Here is a 23,722-nt window from a genome sequence, read left to right on the forward strand (position 1 = left end):
TTCATTACCGACTTTAAAAACTTACACTCACACCTAAATTGTATACCGTTTGAACAGGATAGCCCAAACCATTACCGCCCATTTCCACATCCCATAATTTAAATGAGCTAAACGCCGTTAAATTGCTGGCGTTAACGTAAAACCTGGTAGCCCTTAAGCCTAATCTTTTTTGTAATCTGTTAGGCAGGTTATATCCAAGCTCCACATTTTTCAGTCTCAAAAATGAGCCATTACGCATCCACCAGGTAGATTTATATTTACGCCCATCAAAATCCTTATCGGTATTGTTAGCAACAAAACGCTCACTTAAGCGTGGCCAAAATGCATATATGTCGCGGTTTTCTTCACTCCAATGGCTATTGGCAATTACATCCAGTAATCCATTTTGTGAGCCATTATTAAAGACGAATGGAGATATATTCTGCGGATTAATATAGAAAGAAGATCTTGCAGATCCCTGGAAAAAAGCAGAGATATCAAAGCCTTTAAATCCGAATGTTCCCCCAAAACCATATACAATTTCTGGGGCTTGTGGCAACCCGATCGGTACAGCATCTGCTTCTGATATGATACCATCTCCGTTTACATCTCTATATTTAATATCTCCACCTCCATAGGTATCGCCCGGCTTACCACCAAATTGAACTGGTGAGTTTCTGGCCTCGTCATTATCAACAAACAAACGTTCTGCTATAAATCCCAGGGCCTGTGTGCTTGGTAGGCCTACGCGAGATCTGTAAGCTTCATTAGCATTATAAGCTGGCTCGTCATTAATCAAAATCTTATTGGTTGCATAGGTAAAGTTTCCTCTTAATTGCAGATACATATTATTCCCGAAAGATTTATTATAACTGGCCGCGAAGTCTACACCTCTGCTTTCCATCTCATTTGTATTTGCCTTTATTGGTGCTTGAAGCCCCATTGTACTCGGTACATATATCCTATCCGTCAAAATATTTGATCTGTTCTGCTTATATACGTCGAAATTCAGGCTTAAATCATTAAATAATGTCAAATCCAAACCAAGGTTGAGCTGTTTTGATTTCTCCCAGGTAATTAGTGGATTTGCATAACGGGATATAGAAATTCCATCTCTATAATAAAAGTTATTTTCGCCAAATCTAGAGCCGTACGCAGCATTATTCATATCAACCTGCGACAGATAAAAGAAGCGATCTTCAGGCCTACCAATTCCATCATTACCGGTTATACCATAGGTAGCTCTTAATTTAACATTGCTTAATACTTTGCTCAGTGGTTTAAAAAATTTCTCGTTTGAGATCAGGTAACCTAAACCGAAAGAAGGAAAAAATCCAAAACGATTGTTTGCTGCAAAACGCTCCGATCCATTATAACCAAAGTTAAACTCGGCCAGATAACGGTTATCATAACCATAAGTAGCCCTACCAGATACACCCTGGTTCCTCGCTGGTAAGGATAATTGCAAGTTACCGGCATTAGCAGACAGATAATTACGCATAGTGGTAATCAACATCGCGCCAACGGCATGCTTTTCTTTAAAGGTATGATTATAATTTGCGGCTATCTCTGTATAAAAAATAGAATTTAAATTTTTACTTCCTTCAGCATAGTTAAGATACTCAGAACCTGTAAGGCCGTAAGTTGGCGGCGCTCCACTGTTAAGTAAATTTAACATAATGCCTCCATTCGGATCAGGCACTGAAGAATAGTAAAATGGATTATAGCTCCGTGCAATATCGAAATAAGAATATCTGATTACGTACGACATTAAACGTGCACTTAAACCCGGTATTAATTCTTTAAGATCTTGTTTCAATTCGATCTGGGTTTGCAGCGTTGAAGAGTTATTCTCCTGGTATCCTTTCACCATCTCTGCATAAGGATTTATGTATAAAGATCCACTAGGAGAAATAGCATTACCAAATAAAGGGTGTTTGGCGAAAGGCTGATAACTTGCTGGATAAACAGCCGGAAACATTACCGGATTTGACCAAAGTGCCTGATTGAATATTTTTTGTCCGCCGTTAATCTTGTTTCCATTCTCATCATAACCACCAACTGGACCGGTATAATCATCAAATTGACCATACACCCTGATAATAGCTTCAGTTGTATTGGTTAAATTGATATTAACCGTTGATCGAACTGAATAATTTTTTAGTTTAATATTATTATTAAAATTATTCAGGTTATCCACCTTTAATACACCATTGTCGATATTGTAAGTTCCTGAAATATAATAGCTGGCCTTGCTACCACCACCCTGAATGTTCAGGTTATAACGTTGGTTGATGGTATTGTCTTTAATGAGTTCTTTAATCCAGTTATTGTTTGGATAAAGAAGCGGATTTTCGCCAGCTGCAGTAGCGTCAATTTTAGATTGAAGATATGGTAATATGCCAAGTCTGTTACGTGTTAAAGCAGCCTCATTGGCTTGTTTCATATAGGTAATATTATCCGCAAATTTGAAATTTCGGGTATTACCTGATAATGAAGTTTCAGCACGGAAAAAATATTTGGTTTCACCGGCCTGTCCGGATTTAGTGATGATCAAAAGCACACCATTTGCACCCCTGGCTCCATAAACTGCGGAGGCTGTAGCATCTTTTAAAACGTTGAATGACGCGATATCATCGGGTTGTAAACGGGCCATATCATTCTGAGTAGATTCTACACCATCGATCAGAATTAATGGATCTTGCTTTCCTGCCCCAAAGCTACCTAGTCCGCGGATAAAGAAAGAAGCATTATCTGCCCCTGGTTCTCCACTTCTTTGGTAAGCGATCATACCGGCAACCCTACCTGCCATCATGGTGGTTAAGTTACTGGTTGGGCCTTTTAATTCTTTAGGATTTATAGAGGTAATGGAACTGATTACACTGGTTTTTTTCTGTGTTCCAAAACCAACTACCGCAACATCATTAAGTGTATTCGCATCCGGTTTTAATACCACATTAATAATGTATGTGCCATCGCTTCCCCGGTCATAGTCAGCCACATTTTTGGTTACCGCTTTGTAACCCACAAGTGAGAAAAGTAATTTACCAGATTTTGCCACCTTGATAGTATAGCGCCCCTGATCATCTGTGGAAATACCACGGCTTGATCCGGATACTTTTACGTTTGCACCAGGCAAACCGCCTACGGTATCCTTCACTACCCCCTTAACGGTCACTTCATTTTGTGCAGAAGCCGTAAAACAAAAGCCCATGAACATCATTATGCCCACAAGCGATCGGAATACGCTTCCACGGAAAAATAAACAGCCCGAATTTTGAGCTTTCTTTTTGTAGATTTTTCTCATTGTTTGATTTTAGTTTGAAATTGTTTGTTTATTAGTTTATTCATGAGCGTACCAACATCATATGGCAAAACCTTACGATGGTCGATATTCTTACTTTGCAAAACTCAGCTGAAAGCTTTTCTAGTTAAAAAAAGCTTGATGATAAATTCGGCAACAATCATCTTTCGTGTAAAATAATTGTAAGCAAAGGTTTAGTTGAATGTTCTTGATAGTTTGGTTTTCTTCATATGTTCAATAGTATATTTGGCTGTAACAAATTAACTACTAAAATCACGATCCGAGTGAGGGGCAATATGGTAATTTTTAGGGGCCAAATTGATAAGAAGGCAGCTGAAGCGCTTAAATAACCCATATTATCAAATTATAATCATAACGTTAAGTCAATTTTTAGCTAATCGTTACAGCTACAAATGAAACCTGCCGGGAACAGCAAATTAGTTCTGAATACGCTGTTGTAGTTTAAGTATCCGTTATGAAGAGAAGGAAAAATTTTTCAATTCAACATAATCAAACAAAGTATATGTGGCCATCATCAAAATTTATGATATACTTCGCAAATCATTTTGTAATGGACTCGTTGTTTCTATCTTTGTAACCGGTCTTAGCGCTGCCGCTTTCGCCAATCGGATCATTTAAAAAAGCAGATTTCTAATTCTGATCAATCCCGTTTCGAAAACAATAGTGTCATTAAATAAGCTAAATACAAAAAATTAACATGTCTGACGAGAAAATAATATTTTCAATGGCTGGTGTAAATAAAATTTACCCGCCACAAAAACAGGTTTTAAAAAATATTTACCTTTCTTTCTTTTACGGTGCCAAAATCGGAGTAATCGGTTTAAATGGCTCTGGTAAGTCATCGCTTTTAAAAATTATTGCCGGCCTGGATAAATCTTACCAGGGTGAGGTTGTTTTCTCTCCTGGTTATTCAGTAGGTTATTTGGCACAAGAGCCGATCCTGGATCCAGAAAAAACCGTTCGTGAGGTAGTTGAAGAAGGTGTTGCTGAAGTTACCGCCATTTTAAAAGAATATGAAGAAGTGAATGAGGCTTTCGGTTTGGAAGAAAACTATTCTGATCCAGACAAAATGGATAAGTTAATGGCCAGACAAGGAGAACTACAGGATAAAATCGATTCTCTGGGTGCATGGGAAATTGATTCGAAACTGGAAAGGGCCATGGATGCTTTACGTTGCCCGGATCCCGACACCAAAATCAGCGTATTATCAGGTGGTGAACGCCGCCGTGTGGCGATGTGCCGTTTATTGCTACAACACCCTGATGTATTATTGTTGGATGAGCCTACCAACCACTTAGACGCCGAAAGTATCGATTGGCTAGAGCAGTTCCTGCAAAATTATGAAGGAACCGTTATTGCCGTTACACACGATAGATATTTCCTGGATAACGTTGCCGGATGGATTTTAGAATTAGATCGTGGTGAAGGTATTCCATGGAAAGGCAATTACAGTAGTTGGTTAGACCAGAAAGCAAAACGTTTGGCACAGGAAGAAAAAACCGAGAGCAAACGCCAGAAAACTTTAGAGCGCGAGCTCGAATGGGTGCGTATGGCGCCAAAAGCACGCCATGCAAAATCTAAGGCACGTATTGCCAACTACGATAAATTAGCGTCTGAAGATGGCAGGGAAAGGGAAGAAAAACTAGAACTCTTTATCCCTCCAGGTCCGCGTTTGGGCAACGTGGTTATTGAAGCCACCAATGTTACCAAAGCTTATGGTGATAAAGTACTGTTCGATAATTTAAATTTTTCTCTTCCTCCGGCAGGTATTGTCGGTATTATTGGCCCCAATGGCGCAGGTAAAACCACTTTGTTCCGTTTAATTACCGGACAGGAAGAAGCAGATGCCGGTACTTTCCGTGTAGGAGAAACGGTTGAATTGGGTTATGTAGATCAGATGCACAACGATTTAGATGCCGATAAAACCGTTTACGAAAATATTACTGATGGATTAGACAATATCCAATTGGGTACCAAAGCCGTTAATGGCCGTGCTTATGTTTCGAAGTTCAACTTTAATGGTGGCGATCAGCAGAAAAAAGTTGGCATTCTGTCAGGTGGTGAACGTAACCGCGTACACTTAGCCATTACCTTAAAAAAAGGGGCCAATGTATTGTTACTGGATGAGCCAACCAACGATATCGACGTAAATACTTTACGTGCGCTGGAGGAAGCTCTAGAAAATTTTGGTGGTTGTGCCGTAGTGATCAGTCACGACAGGTGGTTTTTGGATAGAATCTGTACCCACATCCTGGCTTTTGAAGGTAATTCTGAAGTTTATTTCTTCGAAGGTAACTACTCAGATTACGAAGAAAACCGTAAAAAACGTTTAGGTGATGTAACCCCGAAACGCATCAGATATAAAAAATTAGATTAAAAAATAGGCTGCATCACAAATGTGATGCAGCCTATATATTACCTGTTAATGAACGCCTTGCAAAATTATGCACCACCATCTGGCAAGACCTTCACAATTTATATCCGTTCTACTAAAATCCGGCCTAACATCCCAATAGCTAGCTCTCGGGATTCGGATTCCACTGACCAAGCCAGAACACTGACTTTAAAACAGAATGGTCCAGCCCTTGACATAAAAGAATGTAGTTTTGATCTAAAACGCTCAGATTTCTGCATTATGCCAACCAATGAACTCATGGCCAATGAACTTTCTAGCGCTTGTTTTTGAAAGCCTTTTTTACCGCAGCATCAGTTACCAATTCCATAATTTTATAACCCGCCAGGTTAGGATGGACACCATCAAGTGTTAACTCAGCGCGCTGCCCCTTTCTTTCATCTACCAAAGGTGTCCAATAATCCAACACAGTATATTTCCGCTCTTTGGCGTAGGCTTCAATTTTTTCGTTCAAACCCACAATACTATCGGCTGCCTTGATGCGTTTGTTCCATGGATATTCGTAAACCGGCAGATATTTACAAAGTATCACCTTAATACGGTGTAACGTTGCCAGTTCTGCCATAGATTTAACGTTATCCAAAATCTTATCTATCGTAACGTGGCCTGTATTGCCTGCAATATCGTTACTACCTGCCAGAATAATTACTACCTTAGGCTTAAGGTTAATCACATCCTGCCGAAAACGGATCAGCAACTGGGCAGAAATCTGTCCGCTTATTCCCCTATCCACATAATTATTCCGGCTAAAATATCCGGGATCTTTCTGTTTCCAGAATTCGAAAATAGAACTTCCCAGAAACACCACCCTTTTTTCTTTTTTAGTTGGTAGCGGTAAAAGTTCATTTTCTTTCTGATACTTGGTTAACGCAGCCCAATCGTCGCTAAAATTTTCTTTTTCAGCTTTGGTGTCTAATGAGCCGTGTTGATCTTGTGCGAATACGGCACTACCAGAAATCAATAAAATAAAAAGCAGGATTTTATTCATAAGGTAAAAATGGGTAATTTAACCAAACGTTAAAACTAATTAATCTGGATTTAACTATTTATTCTTCAGCATTAATGTTACTGTTTAACCTACCGTTTTTACTACCAAAATGTCTGAGGTTATAACTTAATGTTGCTTGTATAAAGCGGCTGATAAACCTTGTTCTGTTCTCTGAAATGGAGTTATTGGAAATAGTGGTGCTGAATAGCGCGCCCTGATTAAACAGATCATTCGCCTGAACAGAGAATAGCAATCTATTATCTTTCAGGAAAGAAGTATTCAATCCCAAATTGACCAGTAATGGATTACCGGCATATAAGCTATATCCAAAATTCAGACTTTTAGAGGCTGATGCATTTACCCTGAAGCGTTTACTTGGAATCCAGCTTGCACTTCCGCTCAGGGCTACTACCTGTACATTTTTAATGTTCTGGTTCATTATGGAATAAGTATTGGAACTAAAACTATAAGATGCACTGGTATTAAAGGCATATTTTTTATGGTTGAGGTTAACTTTGAAAGCGTTAGAAACATTAATACCTTTGCTACGGTTCAGTACGTTATCGGTATAAAAAACATTGTGGCTGTAGGAAATGTTTCCATCTATAGCTAAGGAAAGCCTGTTATCCAACAACCTTTTGTTTACAGAGTAATTCGCGCCAATATTGTAAATACCGTTTACATTTTCGTAGGTTGTCTGCTGTTTCAAACTGTTTAGCGTATCTCTGAGAAAAACCGTATTGCTCACCACGCTGTTAATGGCAAAAGTAGCCGATAAGTTAACCAACATGCTCAAACCCGATTTAAGCCCAAATTTATTATAACTTAAATCAGCCGTGTGGCTCGATGTTGCCTTAAGATCAGGATTACCGATAATCTGGTTCTGAACGTCATTATTATTTCTGATAGGCTGCAGTTTATTAAAATCGGGTGAACTGGTGTAGCCAATGTAGTCAAAACTTAAATCTTCATTGTCTTTGATCTGATAACTTAGATTGGCCAAAGGCGAAAAATTTAACTGGTAGTTTTTAAGCTTCTGTCCCGTATCGCGATACTGACCAATTATAATACTTGGCGAAAAATTAACCCCAAAATTATAACTGAGCCGGTTTTTATTTGCATTATAACCGATACTGATATTCTGATTGATGAAATTCGAAACATAATCCTGTCCGAGCGAATCGACAATAAAACTGTTTCCAAATGGATTTTTAACCGTAGTTGTCTGCTGGTTACGGCTTCTGCTCACCATAAAGCGATAAGATACATTGATAAAGTTATATCCGGTACTATCGTTTGCTTTCTTTAGGGAATTTGAAAACTGAATATTGCCGCCAAAATTTGAACTTGAGGTACTATTATCGACCAATCGGTTTAAAATTGAATCTTTAAGCAATATGTTAGTCGTTTCATTATAATAACGGATCATATCATTAATGCTGGTACTGTTATTTCCGCCATTAGTACCAAAGTTAAAGCCCATGGATAGTGAGCGTTTATTATTGGATAAACGCCGCGACCAGTTGATGCTTCCATTAAGATTAGGACTGCTGTTCCTGGAGCCTGAATTAGAACTTAAATCCTGTCTGATTATCCCGGTTTTATTTGAAGTTGAAACGGCATCATTCCGGGTATCTGCCAGTGTGCCGGCGAGAGAAATATTGAAGTAATTTTTAGCTGTGGAGCCGTTTAAGCCGAGGTTAATGTTATTGGCTAACGAATTGGAATAATTGGTACTTTCCCTTAGATCATAAATGGTTCCCTGCGGATTAAAAGTTTCAAGGTAATTACTTTGAATTGATCTGTTGGTTCCATTACTAAAATCGTAACTACCATGAACACTAAATCCTTTCGAAATTTTATCTCTAATGTTGCCATTTAAGGCACCATTGTTCAATCTGGAAAATTCATTATTGGTTATTCCATAACGACCACCAAAGCCTATTTGCCTGGTGTTTTTCCATATATTTCCATTAGCGCTTAAATGATGCGCATTACTTGTAGCTGAATTCAGATCTACACCACCAAAAACACCTTTACCCAAACCTGGCTTAGTAACCAGATTTAACATTTTTTGTGGCGTGCCGGTTTTAATACCTGTAAAATTAGCTTCATCACCATAATCGTCAATAACCTGTAGCTTGGCAATAATATCTGCTGGTAATTGTTTGATGTAATCTTCTACATTGTTAGTGAAAAAATCCTCACCGTTTACCCGCAGTTTGATCATTTTTTTTCCCATAGCGGTAACGGCACCTTTTGCGTCAATCTCGATACCCTGTAATTGCCTGAGCAGGTCTTCCACTTTATCATTTTCTCTTATCATGTAAGCCCTTGCATCATACTCAATAGTATCTTTTTTGATTTTAATGGGATCTACTTTTACTTTAACCTGCACATCTTCCAGATGGATTGCATCCATCCGGAGCATTACAGGGTCTAAAACAATGTTTTTTTCTGAATCTTCGACTTCGTGGACAGAAGCAAAAGGCTTAAAACCTAGTGCCGTAATGGAAAGGTAAAACTTAGCACGGGATACTTTTAAAAATACAAAGTTTCCCTTCGCATCAGAATTGGTGCGGAGGGTATCCTGATCCGTAATCAATCGAATGCTTACGCCTTCAACAGGCTTTTTCAAAGAATCGATTACATGGCCACTTATTTTAAACTGAGACTGTGCGAGAGCATTAAAAGAAAATATGATCAGTATAAAAAATAATAAAAAGCATAAATTATTGCTTTTTCTCATCCCTCGGACCTCTTTTGTAAATCACAAGACCGTTTAAAAAATTACGCAGGATCTGATCGCCGCAAGGTTTAAAGTTCTCGTGATCTTCATTCCTGAAAATATCGCCCAGCTCCGCCTTGGTTACCTTAAATCCAACCAGGTCACAAATGGTTATGATATCTTCTGTTTTTAGTGATAAGGCTACCCTTAGTTTTTTTAATATATCGTTGTTGCTCATATAATTTGAGTTTATGGAATGATTGCCTGATGAATGTTATGTTAGAACGTTTTAAAATTGAAATGTTGCAAAGGTGAAAAAATTTTAATTAAGAAAGCTCAAATTGGGGATTATGAATGATCAGTGAACAATGAACCAATGAACAATGAACCAATGACTAATGAACAAACAGATTATTGCATCAAAAACCTCAACTCGCAATTGCTAATTTAAGTTTCTTGCCTTTTATTTTTTCGCCATTTAGTTTTTTTAACAATTGGCTTACCTTGCTTCTTTTTATAGCAACATAACTGCTGGTATCTTTTACTTCTATCAACCCCAAATCATTTTTTGCTAAATCGCCCTTTTGTAAAAACAGACCTACAATATCGATTTTATTAATTTTATCTTTCTTTCCATGAGCCAGGTATAAGGTCACCCAATCACTTTCTTCGGGTAAAGTATAATGGTTGTCCAAAACCTCTTCTTCTATATCTTCAGGCAGGTATTTGTAGTTTTCTTCGCCAGTCAAAATGGCAAATGCGGTACCTTTGGCATGCATACGTGCTGTGCGGCCATTGCGGTGGATATAAGCATCTTCGGTATAGGGCAATTGATAATGAACAATGTGTTCTACTTCCGGAATATCGAGACCACGGGCAGCCAGATCTGTTGTAATTAAAATTCTATGGCTCCCGTTTCTAAATTTAAGCAACGCCTTTTCACGATCGAACTGCTCCATTCCACCATGAAAAACATCATGCCCCAATCCATTTTCGAACAGTAAATCACTGATCCGATCTACTGTTTCCCTGTGGTTGCAGAAAACCAGTGTATTTTTATTGCCAATTTTACTGAGTAACCTAAAGAGGTAATCTAATTTATCAGCGGCCGGTGCAGTTATTTTTTTGAGTTTTAGATCTGGTTTTACTTGTATATTTTTTGAAAAATCAACTTCAATAGGTGTATTTAACTTTACAAAAGCCGGAATTTCTTCCATTTTGGTAGCGGAAGTGAGTATACGCTGCTTTAATGAAAATAGTGTACCAATAATGTAAGACATATCGTTTTCAAAGCCAAACTCCAGCGCTTTATCAAATTCATCTAAAACTAAAGTTTCAATAAAAGATTCATCAAAGTTCTGATGTTCCAGATGATAAGCTATCCTACCGGGCGTTCCGATTAAAACAGCTGGAGGGTGTGCAAGGTTATTTTTTTCTACCCTTACCGCATGGCCTCCATAACAACAGTTTACCTTAAAAGATGTACCCATCTGTTTAAAAACCTGCTCAATTTGCAGGGCAAGTTCCCTTGATGGCACTAAAACCAAAGCCTGTACGCCTTTCACTCCGGTTTTCAAATTGGATAGCAATGGTAATAAAAAGGCCAACGTTTTCCCCGAACCCGTTGGCGCGATCAATATTACATCTTTACCAGTCTTGGCGGCTTTTAAAGAAGCTTCCTGCATCTCGTTAAGTGCAGAAATGTTTAATTTTTTTAAAGCATTTTCCATCATCAGCCATAAAGGTAATCATTTCTCTTCAGGGCAGAAACGGCACGCTGAGTTAGGGTCTGAAAAATCTCCTCCGCAATTTACGGAGGGTAGAAAAATTAAGTCTTTTATCAAGCAACATTAACATGCTACCGCGTTTAGACATGGAAGATAACACCTTCTCGTTAACGGCATCAACTGATGATAAAATTCTGTCAGTTAATTCATCTACAAATTTATTTGCTCTGCTATTTTGTAATAACTGGAGTTCTTGAATTAATTCTGCTCTCATAATTAACAAATTTTAATAAATGTATAAATATTAACGGACCCAATAGTGATTTGTTTCAAAAAATAAGATTTCATCTGAAGTATTATTACTAACTTGTTGATAACTAACTTTTTGTTAGCAAATAAACAACGCTGTCTTAACAACTATTTAATTTTTAGCGCTTATTTTTATAAAAACCTGATTACCATTCGTTAACCTTAAAAAAACAGTGTATGACGTGGAAAAAATTTAGTGGTGAAATTATTCAGTCTTCCATCCTCGAAGAAATAGAAAATGCGATCATCAGAGAAAGTGAAAAAGGCTATAAACTTAAAGTTTGCATCGGCACCGATTCACAGGTTAAAGGTGCAGTAACCGATTTCGCCACCGTAATTGTGCTCTTGAGAGAACATCATGGCGGATTTATGTACATCAACCAGGAAAAAAGTACCCAGCAGGTGAGTATCAAAGAAAGAATGTTGATGGAAGTGCAGAAATCTATTGAAACAGCCTATTCCATTTGCGATTTACTTGATATTTACGATGTGGCACTTGAAGTCCATGCCGATATCAATACCAATCCATCATTTAAATCCAACAAAGCCTTAAATGATGCCATGGGTTATATTTTAAGTATGGGTTTTATTTTCAAAGCTAAACCGGAGGCATTTGCCAGCTCTACCTGCGCCGATAAAATGGTGCATTGAAAGGGAAAATGTATGATGAGAGAGGGATGATGGAATTAGTATGGGGGTATGCATGCCCTGGGTAAGAAGTTTAATACTTTAATGTTAGGAATTAAAGAAACTTAGGGTTACAGCTAACATGAATACACCGTTACTTTTAAGGCAATAAGGATGACTGATGTTCATTTTTGCGTTTCACCAGGTAAACTTCGCCATTAAACTCCAACAAAATCACCATTTTGTTGTTTTGCTTTAAAATAAAAAATTGAAAACATACCGACTGGAATTCACCCAAAAACTGCCTATCGATTTAGATATTGCATGGGATTTTTTTTCTTCACCAATGAACCTGGCCGAAATTACCCCGCAAAACATGGCCTTTGATGTGACCTCGCCAAATATAGCCAAAACCAAAATGTATCCAGGTTTAATCATTACCTATAAAGTTTCTCCTTTGTTCGGCATTAAATTAAATTGGGTAACCGAAATTACGCATGTTAAGGATAAAGAATATTTTATAGATGAACAGCGTTTTGGTCCATTTGCATTTTGGCATCACCAACATCATTTTGAAAAAATAGATGGCGGTGTATTGATGCGCGATGTTTTACATTATAGCATTGGCTGGGGACCAATTGGCATTATTGCCAATGCCCTGGTGGTAAAAAATAGGATCAACGAAATTTTTAAGTTCCGCTATCAAAAGGTTGAGGAATTATTTGGTAAGTTTTAGCTTTACTTACCACTTGTTGGTCGAAATGGTTTCTGTTTTCTTTTTCGTTTTCCCTACCTTACTGGTGGCCAGATATCTTTTAAATTCATCGCCAAATTTTTCGACTTTATTATAGGCGCTGCTTAAAATGTCTTTCCATGCACCAATCCCAAGCTTACCAGGTGTACGCTCTAATGGCACACCAATTGTTGTGGTTGGCACAAAATTGCCATAGCGGTCTCTCTGGTAGGGAATAAACAGCATATCGGTTAACCAAAATCTGTATTTACCTTTTCGCGCCTCAAAAACAAAATTGTAATTAATCTCGCCACTGGGATGACCAGCAACCAAAATAGTCTTATCTATCACCATTAGTCCCTTGGCTAACAGGGAAGAGTCAGTACTACCTTCCAGTTTCATCGATTTTTTATAAACCACGTTAACAAAAGATCTGGCTCTTTGCATTAAAGTATCTTTATCCACCAATTGTGAATCTACCACCTGATAATAGATCAATTTACCGTTTTCATCTTTAGAAAACTGCTTTTGCTGCGCGGATAAATTAACCGAAAAAATGATAAAAATAGCAAGAAGAATATATTTCATGGAAATAAATTAAGAGATAAAATTAAAGATAAAAAAGCCATCCCGATTTTACACCAGGACGGCTTCATATTTTTTAACTTTATTTTCTTAAAAAGCATAAACAGCTGCCAGCGAAAACTGGCCACCATTTGGTGCAGCCGCCCCACTTTTGTTAAAGAAAGGTTTGTCTTTATTATGGTCTAACCGCACCTCTGGAATAAAAGTTAAACCGCCAGATTTGATATTGGCAGTAAGCGTAACCGCAGTAAAAGTGGTTTCCGGAACTACGCCTGCTGCTTTTAATTTAAAATACTCGCCCCTTAAACCCAAAGTCACCGCATCTGATACCGCATATTGTGGATATAATGCTGCGCCGGCATAACTTCCAGGTACCGAATTATCTTTAATATCATAATTGGCCGCATTTAAAGCCAATTTAAAATTATCTGTAATCTGATAAGCGGTAGTTAAGTCCACAATTGTTCCGTAACCACCAAAGCCGGCACCAGATAAAGCATTGATATAAGCTATCCAACCTTCAACCGGAGCAACCATTAGCTGCCCACCAATAGCCGAAACACCTCTGGTTGCTGAATAAACATTCCAATCGTTAAACAAACCCGCCATTAAACTTACTTTATCAGAGAATTTATAGGTTGCTTTAATACCGGCATTCTGGAAAGGACCATTTGTAAATAAATAAGAGGTGGAATAGTTGAAGTTTCCAACGGGTGAGATTACTTCATATCCGATAAAGGTACCCATATAACCAGCTGTCATACTAAATTCATCCGTAAAATCGTAGTTAACATACAAATTCTGAATATTAAAGGATGAACCATTAGCCGCAGCATCAGGTATAGATTGTGATTGTCCTCTCGGACCAAAAGAAAGTTCCCCTACAAAAGAGGCTTTGCCTGTTTTTTTCTTCAGTGCAATATCAATCATTCCAAGTGAAACGGAATTGTGATCGGTTACAAAAGATGTTTTGGCATTTAAAGGGTTTTTCGCAAAATCATACTTAAAATAGGTATCTACCGATCCTGAAATTTCAAGTGGAGATGATTCGGTCTCCTGAGCCAGGGCACACGTAGTGCTGGCCATTGCGAAAATAGCGGTTAAAAATTTCTTCATGTTTGAGCTTGATTTGAGTTTAGATATATAAAATCTTTAAGAAATTGGTTCTGTTATTGGACTATTTCTTTCGATATAGATGGCACGTTCTTCTACCAGTAAAGTACCTTGAGAGTATTTCTCATCATGTTGAGAAGCATCTAAACCAAGTTCTTCTTCCTCTTCAGAAACCCTGATTGGATTGATAAGGTTCACCAGTTTAAAGATTATGAATGATACAACGAAACTGAATGCGATTACAATCAGAGCCCCCTTTAATTGGATAATGAAAAAAGCAGGATTACCATAAAATAAGCCATCAGCACCGGCAGCATTAACAGTTTTGGTTGCAAAAACACCAGTTAACAACATCCCTACAATACCACCAACACCGTGGCATGGAAAAACATCTAATGTATCATCCAAACTGGTTTTTTGTTTCCATGAAACTACAAGATTGGAGATAACTGCGGCAATGGCACCAATAAATACACTTGATGAAATACTCACAAAACCTGCACCTGGCGTAATGGCTACCAAACCCACTACTGCTCCGATACAAAAACCTAAAACAGATGGTTTTTTGCCTCTTGCAACATCAAAAAACATCCAGGATAAACCTGCAGCACCTGCAGCGGTATTGGTTGTTAAAAATGCAGAAACAGCTAAACTACCTGCACTTAATGCCGAACCAGCGTTAAAACCGAACCAACCAAACCATAATAAACCAGTACCAATTAAAACATAAGGAATGTTAGCAGGAGGAACTTCTTTATGCTCTAAGTGAGATTTTCTGCGTTTCAGCACCAATGCACCAGCTAAAGCAGCCATACCAGCAGAAATGTGCACCACCGTACCACCCGCAAAATCCAATACCCCCATCTTCAATAAGAAACCTTGAGGATGCCATGTCCAGTGGGCTAATGGAGAATAAACGAATATGGCAAATAAAACAATAAACAATATATAGGAAGTAAAGCGTATACGCTCTGCAACAGCACCAACTACTAAACCTGGTGTAATGATGGCAAACATTAACTGAAACACAGCAAATAAAGAGAGCGGAATGGTTAAGTCTGCTCCTCCCTGAAGGTGTGGCGCTCCAGAATTTACCCCTTTAAAAAACAAAAACGTTGATGGATTTCCGATAAAACCGCCAATAGTATCTCCAAAGGCTAAGCTAAATCCCACTACTGTCCATAAAACGGTAATTACACCTGCTGCTACCACACTTTTGATCATGGTAGACAACACATTTTTACGGTGAACCATTCCACCATAAAAGAATGCGAGACCCGGAGTCATCAAAAACACAAGTGCAGCCGCGATTAATATAAATGCAATGTCTGGTCCACTGTATTTGCCCTCATCAAAATTAGGAAGAAGTGGAATAAATAGAGCGAAAATTGCGACAATCATCAATATCGCAAAAGGCGCATACTGTTTAAAGGATAATTTACTCATAGTTTTTAGCTTAATTTGTTTGTAGTAGTAAATAATTGAAATATACTTGATTAATTTTTATAAAAATACTACATCTCCCAATTTTTACATCATTTAATTGAATTTTTTTAATAAAAATGAATAATTTTTATAAAACAACACAAAAATTAACCGTTAAAATGAAAATAATGAAAAATACATCTGTTTTTAACAGACGTTTTTAGTAAAAACAAAATCAGATATTAACCCAATATGATATTATTTTAATCAAATTAAACCCAAAATCAGGTTAAAAATCGATTGAAAACAAAAAAACCTATGAAATTTCATAGGTTTTATTAGAAAAAAGCGTAAAAATTTAACTTTTCACTAAAAATATGCAGATCCCTGAACAACCCCTCTTTTTTCGATTTCTTTATCCATATAAGTCTGAATTGCGGATTTATTAAGTCCCCAATTGGGTGCAATGAGCAAATCCCAATCTGAAATACCAAATAGCCGTTGAATAACAATGTCCGGACGCAATAAAGGAATTAACTCACAAAGTAAATCAGTATATTCTTCGAGCGAAAATAATTTAAAGGGTTCTTTTTTGTACCTGGCACCCATTATCGATCCTTCTACAATATGAAGATGATGGAACTTGACAAACTTAATCTGTGGAAAACGGTTAATTTCGTGAATATAACCATACATCTGCTCTCTCGTTTCCCAGGGGAAACCAAAAATGGTATGCACGCAAAGATCGAGTTTACTGTCTTTTAAAAGTTCTACCGCTGCTATAAATTCGCCATGACTGCAACCTCTGTTGATTTGATCAAGGGTTTCATCATAGATCGATTCCATACCCATTTCTAAATCTACATCGAAACGATCGGTATAACTTTCCAACAGCGCCACTTTTTCGGCATCGATACAATCAGGCCGTGTGCCTACTGCAAAACCCACAATATCTTCGGTATTTACGGACAAGGCCTCATCATACATCATTTTTAAATAATGCACGGGCGCATAGGTATTGGTGTTGGGCTGAAAATAAACAATGTATTTATCGGCCTTATAAGAGGTTTTGGCCCTGAACATTCCTTCGGCGAGCTGATCTTTGATATTCGGATGTTGACGTGAAGGCTCTGGTGTAAAAGAATCTACATTGCAATAGGTGCAGCCGCCAAATCCTTTGCTCCCATCCCGGTTCGGACAGGTAAAACCGCCATCCACAATTACCTTAAATACACGCTGCCCTTTATACTTTTCGCGCAGGTATGTTCCGTAATTTTTATAACCCTTTATCCCTGAATCTACTAGTGTTCCCATTGGTTACAAAAATACGCTTTTTGTTTGAGACGCGCGGTTGGAATTGAGATATTAGACATCAGATGTGAGATTGAGCCTACAATTTGCGGTTAGCGGTTAGCGGTTAGCGGTTAGCGGTTAGCGGTTAGCGGTTAGCGGTTAGCGGTTAGCGGTTAGCGGTTAGCGGTTAGCGGAGCAACAGCTTTGCAGCAACCTCGGTTTTAGTTATTTGATAAAAATTGAATACTTAAAACAATCAAATATTACCTGTAAACAATTTGGAAATCCTACCGCATAGAATTGAGGGGGAATATAAAACAAACCGTATGCTAAGTTAGGAATGTCAACTTTTGGCACAGTTTGTTTTACCCCGCTTTTTTGCATTTATTTATTTTAAAGACGGTTATCCACTTACTACTGCAATACCATTATTCATATCCTCAGCCATTGCATTAGCCAATTCCATTCTTGCCTGTTCCGAAAACCAGGTGGCAACAAAGGGAAATGCAAAAGCAATCAAACCACCGCCTTTAACGGTTAACTCACCAAGATTTTTTACATTTTGAAGTTTGACTGTACGAATATCCGGTAGAACTTTATTAAGATCTCTAGGCCTTACCACCTGGTTTCCGTCAATAGATGATTTTACAAGGTTATCAGAATATTTGCCCTGCCTGATATCTTTAACGATCTGCTGTGCATCGGGGTTTTTATACATTTCCCTTGGATTGACATTTTCGATTTTTTTTAAATCATTTGCCAATTGAGATCCTTGTTTAAGCTCAGTGTAATTGCCTTTAATATTTTTTACATACTGCTTTCCATTAAAAAAAACAATTAACTTTCCCTCGGGATCTTTGGCAAACCAACCTGTTTTACCATCAACTTCCAGTATATCCGGACTACCTAAATCACCGGGTGTTGATCCGGCTGGATCGGTAAGATATCCGGGTAGAAGCTCGTTATTATCAACATCATTCATATTTTGATAATGTTGATTATCACTTAACGCTGTTGAACGGATAAGTTCCTTTTCACCATAAGAACCTACTGTTACTGCCCCCATAGTTCCACCCATCCACAAAGCCACTTTTGTAACACCCCATACACCAACTGCTTCACCAAATGCTAAAACCGCACCGGCACCACCAAAAAATGAAGCTATTCCATTGGCCCATATTTCCTTATTATTGAGTGAATCGATTTTCTTAGCATATTTTTCTGCTACAGACTGACTAAAAATTGGAGAAAGAATTCCTCCGGCATCACATATCAACATCGAATTTTGTGTAATGGCATTTTTTTTATTAAACCTGACGGTTGGATGTTCGATTTTCCAATTACCCTTTTCCAATGAACCTGAACATTTGTGACTAATCTGAGTAGCATGATAAACGCCCAATCCTATACTCGTAGCAGCAACTACACCTACAATGAGCCAACCTACAGGTCCTAATGCAAGAAGTGCAGCACCCAACAATAAACCTGCACCAAAGGCTAAGAAGCTCCACATTGCATTCTTCGGGCTTTTACAGGGAAATTCTTTATCGATGTTTTTATCATCAACAGTTAATAACGTTCTGGAGCCCTTGCTATAAAAAACACTGATCTCTGATCGGGTATCTACAAATTTTCGTGGTGTACCATCTGTTTGAAAGGTACAGACCGCATAAACATTTTTAGGAATATAGGATGCGCTCATATTTTATTGGTTTTGTAGTAAAAATATTGCCCCATTCTATGGAGATTTAATGATCTTATTTTTTTAAATTCAGGTAAATCAACTTCTTTCAAAAATGTATTAAGAAACCTTTTTAATGCAGCATGTTTTGATGCTTCTTTTTTATCATTAAATTCTACATCAGAAAAATAAAGTGACCTGCCATCTTGAAGAAGTATTTCAAATGCTATTCTTGATGATTTAGAAAGATTATAATTCAAACTATATAATCCTATTATATCTTGCTTAGCATAAACAATCATACTGCTACCAATATTAACAATAAGCGAATCTTTCGTAAAGGAAAAACTTACTGTAGAAGAATTCGCCTTGAGAATTAGCATTACACCTAAAACCATTATCGCAAAAGTGATCATCACGAAAGACAGCTTAAAATTAAGCCCCATTACGAGATAATACAAAACCATGCATAAAACCAATACCACTAATACGATTAAGCTTATCAATAAAGGCCTTAATGAAATAATTTCCTTAAACTCAAAATCTTTATTATTTTCATGTTTCATCATAATGATAGCTAGTACTGATACCGGGATAAAAATTTGCCAGACTTTATTTACTATTGAACGTTTTAATCTAATTTCTTTAAATCAAACTGCGTAATAAACTGATAGTTATACTTTACTTCTTCTTTTAAATTTGCCTTTGCGCTAAAAATCAAAGCTGTTTTCTTGTCTACCACTCTTCTGATGATGTATTCATAGTTATACTCGGTGAAATTGTATTCGATCATTGGCTTATAAAATTTATCATATTGTTCTTCCAAAAGTTTATTATCTAAATTTTCTTTCACCAATTTACCTACGGTCATAATCTCAACAAATTTGTCGTTTTCGTCGATCACTCCATGTGTTAACTCCAGTTCGAGGGGGATATTGACAAATATCTGGGAGAAAAACTTTAATCTCTGCTTTTGTTCCCGATCAATCCATGGATCGTAATCATTAAAAAGAACATGAAAAAAGAAGGATTTTTCATAAGTTTTTATCAGATTTTCCTGCGTACTAAATTCAGTATCTCCACCATTAATAAAACTTTCTGCTGCTTTAAAATCATGTTGCAGTAATGATTTATAAAAAGCCGTTTTCATTAATTCTGGTTTAAAATCATTCCATTTCTTTTGTATTTCACCGAAATTAAGAATGCCATTAATATGATTATCCTTACTTAAAGAAACTGCTACATTTTCTTTACTGTATTCCAATGGCTCAGTAGCGGTGATCGCATCTTTCAGTACTTCAGGATTAATTTTGTATAAAAATTGCTCGAGATGGATTTTTACTTTATCTGCATCTTCATATTGTAAATGATATTGTTTTTTTGTTGTACAATGAAAACTGATATGGTCCTCAACTTTCGTTGTGTTCAGTTGTTCGCAACGATACCGGGCTTCTATATGTTGCTGTTTAGGTATATTTTCAACATTGCTGTTAAAAATGTTTGTAGCTGAATCATTTCCAGAAGCACCTTTAACCTCTTCCTCATCAAAAAATTTAAATCTGCTCATAATTAATTTATATCTACCTGACTGCCTGTAATGGTTTGTACGCCTGTTGAAGTTAGCGAAATGGTGGTTTGTGAATTTGCCGTAATACCATCGCTCGCTTTTGAATCTATATTTTTCGTGTCGATGGTTACCGCTGTTGTGGCGTTTTTGCCAATATTTACCGCATCGCCGGGCTTATCGCCTGCATTCGCATTAATTACCTGCTTGCCCTGGATATTGATTATCTTTCCGATAATATCAATTGTCCCGTCTTTCTTTAAAGTGATGCTGCTATCTCCGGTTTGGATCACAATTGTTTCGGCAGATTGTGCTGTAATAGATCCCGGACCGTTTTCTATTTTGACAAAATTTGCCGCATTGGTACCCAGATTTAAGGCATGGTTAAGGTCATCGAAACTTAAGCTGCTTCCCTTTCTTGAAGTAAGCCCTTTGGTATTGCTGTTTTTAAAGCCGCTGCTATCGCCACTTTTACCATGGTATACACTACCCATTACCACCGGCCTGGCTACGTTCCCTTCTTCGAAAGCAATCACTACCTGGTCGCCTTTTTCCGGAATAACATGAAAGCCCCTGTTTTTCCCGGTATCGCCGCTACCGGCATTAGGACTTACTACCCTCAGCCACTCGGTAGGATCGTTTGTTTGGCATTCCCATTTAAATTTAACTTTCACCCTGCCCTGCCCTTGCGGATCATCATTATCGATCACATCGGCCAGCTGCATATCCGATTGAGGCTTCTGGTAATTCCTAACCATGATACGCTCGGTGGTAGCTACCAAACCTTCGAAAGTATTGCTGTATTTACCAGTGCCATCTATCTGATGGTTAATATTGGTAATTAAAAATTTACCCAGACTCTCCGTTGCAAAAGCAAGCTCTTTCCTGATGCTCATGGCAATTTCGGCGATGCTACCAATACTGAGCTGAGCATTATCGCCACTGGCGTTAATTTTTAACAATTCGCTGATTTGCGCTTTTTCTTCATTTTCTACATGACTTTTGATGTCGTTGCTGTTATCAACCCTGATCAAGGATGGCTGATTGAAGGTCTTGCTATACATGGTATTCGATGCCTTGATGGCATGCGCCAGATCCGGGTTTCCATCGGCTTTGCCTGTGCTTTCACTTTGCAGCATTTCATCCTGTTTAGGATTATAGGCAAAACGTTTGTACTTTATAGGTGAAACCTCCATTGCGTATTGCAAGTTGAACACATCGCGACCATAAAAAAGCGATACTTCTTTTTGCTTATCGGGTTTACCGAAGTTAAGCTGCTTTCCATCATAGTAAAACCACTCATGATATTCGCCTGATAAACGGTTAAGAAACTCGAAATCGCTTTCGCGGTATTGTATAAGATAATCAATGGCTGCTTTTCGTGATGCATTGCTTACAATTGCAAGGTCGTTAGCTGGTGTATCATTTGTAGCCAGCTTAACAATGGTATCAAGGTCTTTATCCAAATAAGAGCCTAAATCGGGGCCGCGATCTATTAATATAGTTGGACTATAACCACTTACAATAAGCACGCCGTGGTAACCATGACTTTGCGAGAGTTCTACTTTTGTAACCAGTCCGGCAAAATGCTGCAGGTTTTCTGCCGAATAGCCAAAAGAAGCCGTTAGGGTTTTGCCCACAAAATCGCGACTGTCATCTAAACTGATCAAGCCAGGGGCACCCAATTGATCGTGGTTAAAATGAAGTTCAAAATAATGATGTTGGTTAAAAGCCTGTAGCAGGTTAAAAGAAGCAAAATGGGCAATTGCTGCATCTTCTATACTAATTTCTACGATAAGTTTATTTTCCATAATGTTCTGTTACTGTTGCAGTAGCACTTTCAGCTACATTGTTCTATAAACTGCAATTTTATAAATACCTGGATAGAAATGTACCTCAAATGGCATACCTGCTGCATTTCTTTTAAAAGATGATTCGATAACCTTTTTGGTATAAGGATGCACTTCTATGGTATTGCCTTTTTTTAAATAACCATTCCCGATCATGGTATCTATATCCTTAGGCCGTACATGGATGCAACCATGTGATTCTGATAATAGAAAAGGCAAACCCGCAGCGGTTGCCGCTTTATCAGGTGGCGTAGTATGGATAAAATCGCCCATAACATATTCCTTACCATTCATTTTACGGTCATTGTTCAGGTCTTTAAAATATTTGACCGAAACATGCCCGAAATCGTTAAAAAACCAGTTGGTCGGGATAGGTGATTTGGGGTAAAGATCACGCTGGTATTTGAGAATGTAATTTTTAACGGCTTTCTGATCGTTTTTATATTTGCCCCAAGCTGCGTTAACATCAGTTAACTTTTTCCAGGTACCCATATGTTTTACCATCACAACGTCTCCGTTTATTTTAACTTCGGTACCCCATGCTATTCCTGACCATTCGGCATATTTTCCGTAACTCACATGTTTTTCTATACTTTTGATCACAAACCTACCCGTAGTGGTGGAGGTTTGTGCATGACCATCATCTCCCATTTTAACGTTTGATGGTCCACCATGCGCATCATATTCCTTAATTTTTACGAGCGTATTCATTACTATTATCTATATTTTAAAATCTCAACCATGGTTACGTGGGCAAGCGCTAACTTTTTATTATTATTAAACGTTAATTTTAGGGCGGTATTGGCATCAACAGTAATTTCAACAGGTAGGGGCGTTTCGGTATTGCCGATTAATGGTTTTTCTTTTTTTATATCGCCAAAATACCTGGTAAAATCTCCTATAGTTAACGAATCTGTAATGGACTGCGCTACCAGTAATCTGATTGCTGCTTTAATGTGAGCCACTTCACCGATTTTATAGGGATGTACGATGATACTATCATGCCCAATCGCTTCGCCTTTGTAAATGCTGATGGGTAATTTATCGGCAAATGCTTTGTTAGTTGAAACGATACCCAAATTGTCAAATTTGCTTAAAGGCAATTTTGTTAAAGCAGCTGTGTAAGAAAGAAAATTATCGGTAGTGCTAGCTTTCTTTGCCAACTGATGGCCTTTTTGTTGATCTGGCTTTTGATCACCTCCGCTACAGCCTGCAAAACACCAAACTAAAACAGCAGTAAAAACAAAAAATACATAAAGGCGAACAGATAAGCGCATCATTTTCATTTAACTAATTTATGTTGAAGAAATATTGGTAAATATTGGAGACATGGACATCAAATTTTTTGTTATCCTTGAACCGATAGTGATTAAAGTTCTATA

General features: G+C 37.7%; 19 protein-coding genes. 3 read left to right on the top strand and 16 right to left on the bottom strand.

Features of this window, described 5'->3' with window-relative positions; all coding sequences use genetic code 11:
- Positions 1 to 13 precede the first annotated feature (13 nt).
- A complete protein-coding gene (locus ACK1I8_RS12850) occupies positions 14 to 3,286 on the bottom strand; it encodes a SusC/RagA family TonB-linked outer membrane protein (RefSeq protein WP_412465773.1) in 3,273 nt (1,090 codons plus the stop codon).
- A 715-nt stretch (positions 3,287 to 4,001) separates the two neighbouring features.
- On the opposite strand from ACK1I8_RS12850, the gene ettA reads away from it, so the two are divergent.
- On the top strand, positions 4,002 to 5,681 hold the full coding sequence (gene ettA, locus ACK1I8_RS12855; RefSeq protein WP_412465774.1) for an energy-dependent translational throttle protein EttA: 1,680 nt from the start codon (positions 4,002 to 4,004) through the stop codon (positions 5,679 to 5,681).
- 292 nt (positions 5,682 to 5,973) lie between these two features.
- Here ettA and ACK1I8_RS12860 read toward each other — a convergent pair whose 3' ends face one another.
- The 5 genes from ACK1I8_RS12860 to ACK1I8_RS12880 form a co-directional block, all read right to left on the bottom strand.
- Positions 5,974 to 6,705, bottom strand: a complete 732-nt coding sequence (locus ACK1I8_RS12860; protein WP_412465775.1) for a GDSL-type esterase/lipase family protein — start codon at positions 6,703 to 6,705, stop codon at positions 5,974 to 5,976.
- Between the two features lie 58 nt (positions 6,706 to 6,763).
- A complete protein-coding gene (locus tag ACK1I8_RS12865) occupies positions 6,764 to 9,454 on the bottom strand; it encodes a TonB-dependent receptor (RefSeq protein ID WP_412465776.1) in 2,691 nt (896 codons plus the stop codon).
- A complete protein-coding gene (locus ACK1I8_RS12870) occupies positions 9,438 to 9,671 on the bottom strand; it encodes a DUF1456 family protein (protein ID WP_029274124.1) in 234 nt (77 codons plus the stop codon). Before ACK1I8_RS12870 ends, ACK1I8_RS12865 begins: the two co-directional genes overlap by 17 nt.
- 190 nt (positions 9,672 to 9,861) lie before the next feature.
- Positions 9,862 to 11,166, bottom strand: coding sequence for a DEAD/DEAH box helicase (locus ACK1I8_RS12875; protein ID WP_412465777.1), 1,305 nt, complete (start codon positions 11,164 to 11,166; stop codon positions 9,862 to 9,864).
- Positions 11,167 to 11,215: 49 nt separating this feature from the next.
- The gene (locus tag ACK1I8_RS12880; RefSeq protein WP_293785971.1) at positions 11,216 to 11,434 is read right to left on the bottom strand and encodes a hypothetical protein; all 219 of its coding nucleotides are present in this window, start codon (positions 11,432 to 11,434) and stop codon (positions 11,216 to 11,218) included.
- Between the two features lie 212 nt (positions 11,435 to 11,646).
- Here ACK1I8_RS12880 and ACK1I8_RS12885 point away from each other — a divergent pair, with 212 nt between their 5' ends.
- Together ACK1I8_RS12885 and ACK1I8_RS12890 are read left to right on the top strand one after the other, a co-directional pair.
- Positions 11,647 to 12,120 carry a ribonuclease H-like YkuK family protein gene (locus ACK1I8_RS12885; protein ID WP_412465778.1) on the top strand — a complete coding sequence of 158 codons (474 nt, stop codon included), beginning with the start codon at positions 11,647 to 11,649 and terminating at the stop codon, positions 12,118 to 12,120.
- A 244-nt stretch (positions 12,121 to 12,364) separates the two neighbouring features.
- The gene (locus ACK1I8_RS12890) at positions 12,365 to 12,832 is read left to right on the top strand and encodes an SRPBCC family protein (RefSeq protein WP_412465779.1); all 468 of its coding nucleotides are present in this window, start codon (positions 12,365 to 12,367) and stop codon (positions 12,830 to 12,832) included.
- Positions 12,833 to 12,838: 6 nt separating this feature from the next.
- Here ACK1I8_RS12890 and ACK1I8_RS12895 read toward each other — a convergent pair whose 3' ends face one another.
- The 10 genes from ACK1I8_RS12895 to ACK1I8_RS12940 form a co-directional block, all read right to left on the bottom strand.
- Entirely contained in the window at positions 12,839 to 13,417 is a 579-nt protein-coding gene (locus tag ACK1I8_RS12895) for a DUF4468 domain-containing protein (protein ID WP_412465780.1), read from the bottom strand.
- Between the two features lie 87 nt (positions 13,418 to 13,504).
- Positions 13,505 to 14,530 carry a porin gene (locus ACK1I8_RS12900; protein ID WP_412465781.1) on the bottom strand — a complete coding sequence of 342 codons (1,026 nt, stop codon included), beginning with the start codon at positions 14,528 to 14,530 and terminating at the stop codon, positions 13,505 to 13,507.
- Positions 14,531 to 14,566: 36 nt separating this feature from the next.
- Entirely contained in the window at positions 14,567 to 15,973 is a 1,407-nt protein-coding gene (locus tag ACK1I8_RS12905; RefSeq protein ID WP_412465782.1) for an ammonium transporter, read from the bottom strand.
- A 348-nt stretch (positions 15,974 to 16,321) separates the two neighbouring features.
- On the bottom strand, positions 16,322 to 17,266 hold the full coding sequence (locus tag ACK1I8_RS12910; RefSeq protein ID WP_412465783.1) for a TIGR01212 family radical SAM protein: 945 nt from the start codon (positions 17,264 to 17,266) through the stop codon (positions 16,322 to 16,324).
- A 382-nt stretch (positions 17,267 to 17,648) separates the two neighbouring features.
- Positions 17,649 to 18,947, bottom strand: coding sequence for a hypothetical protein (locus ACK1I8_RS12915; protein WP_412465784.1), 1,299 nt, complete (start codon positions 18,945 to 18,947; stop codon positions 17,649 to 17,651).
- Complete coding sequence (locus ACK1I8_RS12920) at positions 18,944 to 19,495, bottom strand: hypothetical protein (protein ID WP_412465785.1); 552 nt, start codon at positions 19,493 to 19,495, stop codon at positions 18,944 to 18,946. The genes ACK1I8_RS12915 and ACK1I8_RS12920 overlap by 4 nt, the downstream gene beginning before the upstream one ends.
- A gap of 62 nt (positions 19,496 to 19,557) precedes the next feature.
- A complete protein-coding gene (locus ACK1I8_RS12925; protein WP_412465786.1) occupies positions 19,558 to 20,493 on the bottom strand; it encodes a hypothetical protein in 936 nt (311 codons plus the stop codon).
- A 2-nt stretch (positions 20,494 to 20,495) separates the two neighbouring features.
- Complete coding sequence (locus ACK1I8_RS12930) at positions 20,496 to 22,301, bottom strand: type VI secretion system Vgr family protein (protein WP_412465787.1); 1,806 nt, start codon at positions 22,299 to 22,301, stop codon at positions 20,496 to 20,498.
- Positions 22,302 to 22,334: 33 nt separating this feature from the next.
- The gene (locus ACK1I8_RS12935) at positions 22,335 to 23,051 is read right to left on the bottom strand and encodes a hypothetical protein (protein WP_412465788.1); all 717 of its coding nucleotides are present in this window, start codon (positions 23,049 to 23,051) and stop codon (positions 22,335 to 22,337) included.
- A 5-nt stretch (positions 23,052 to 23,056) separates the two neighbouring features.
- A complete protein-coding gene (locus tag ACK1I8_RS12940; protein ID WP_412465789.1) occupies positions 23,057 to 23,626 on the bottom strand; it encodes a hypothetical protein in 570 nt (189 codons plus the stop codon).
- Positions 23,627 to 23,722 lie beyond the last annotated feature (96 nt).

This window comes from Pedobacter sp. KLB.chiD (genome assembly GCF_047040275.1).
Lineage (GTDB): Bacteria > Bacteroidota > Bacteroidia > Sphingobacteriales > Sphingobacteriaceae > Pedobacter.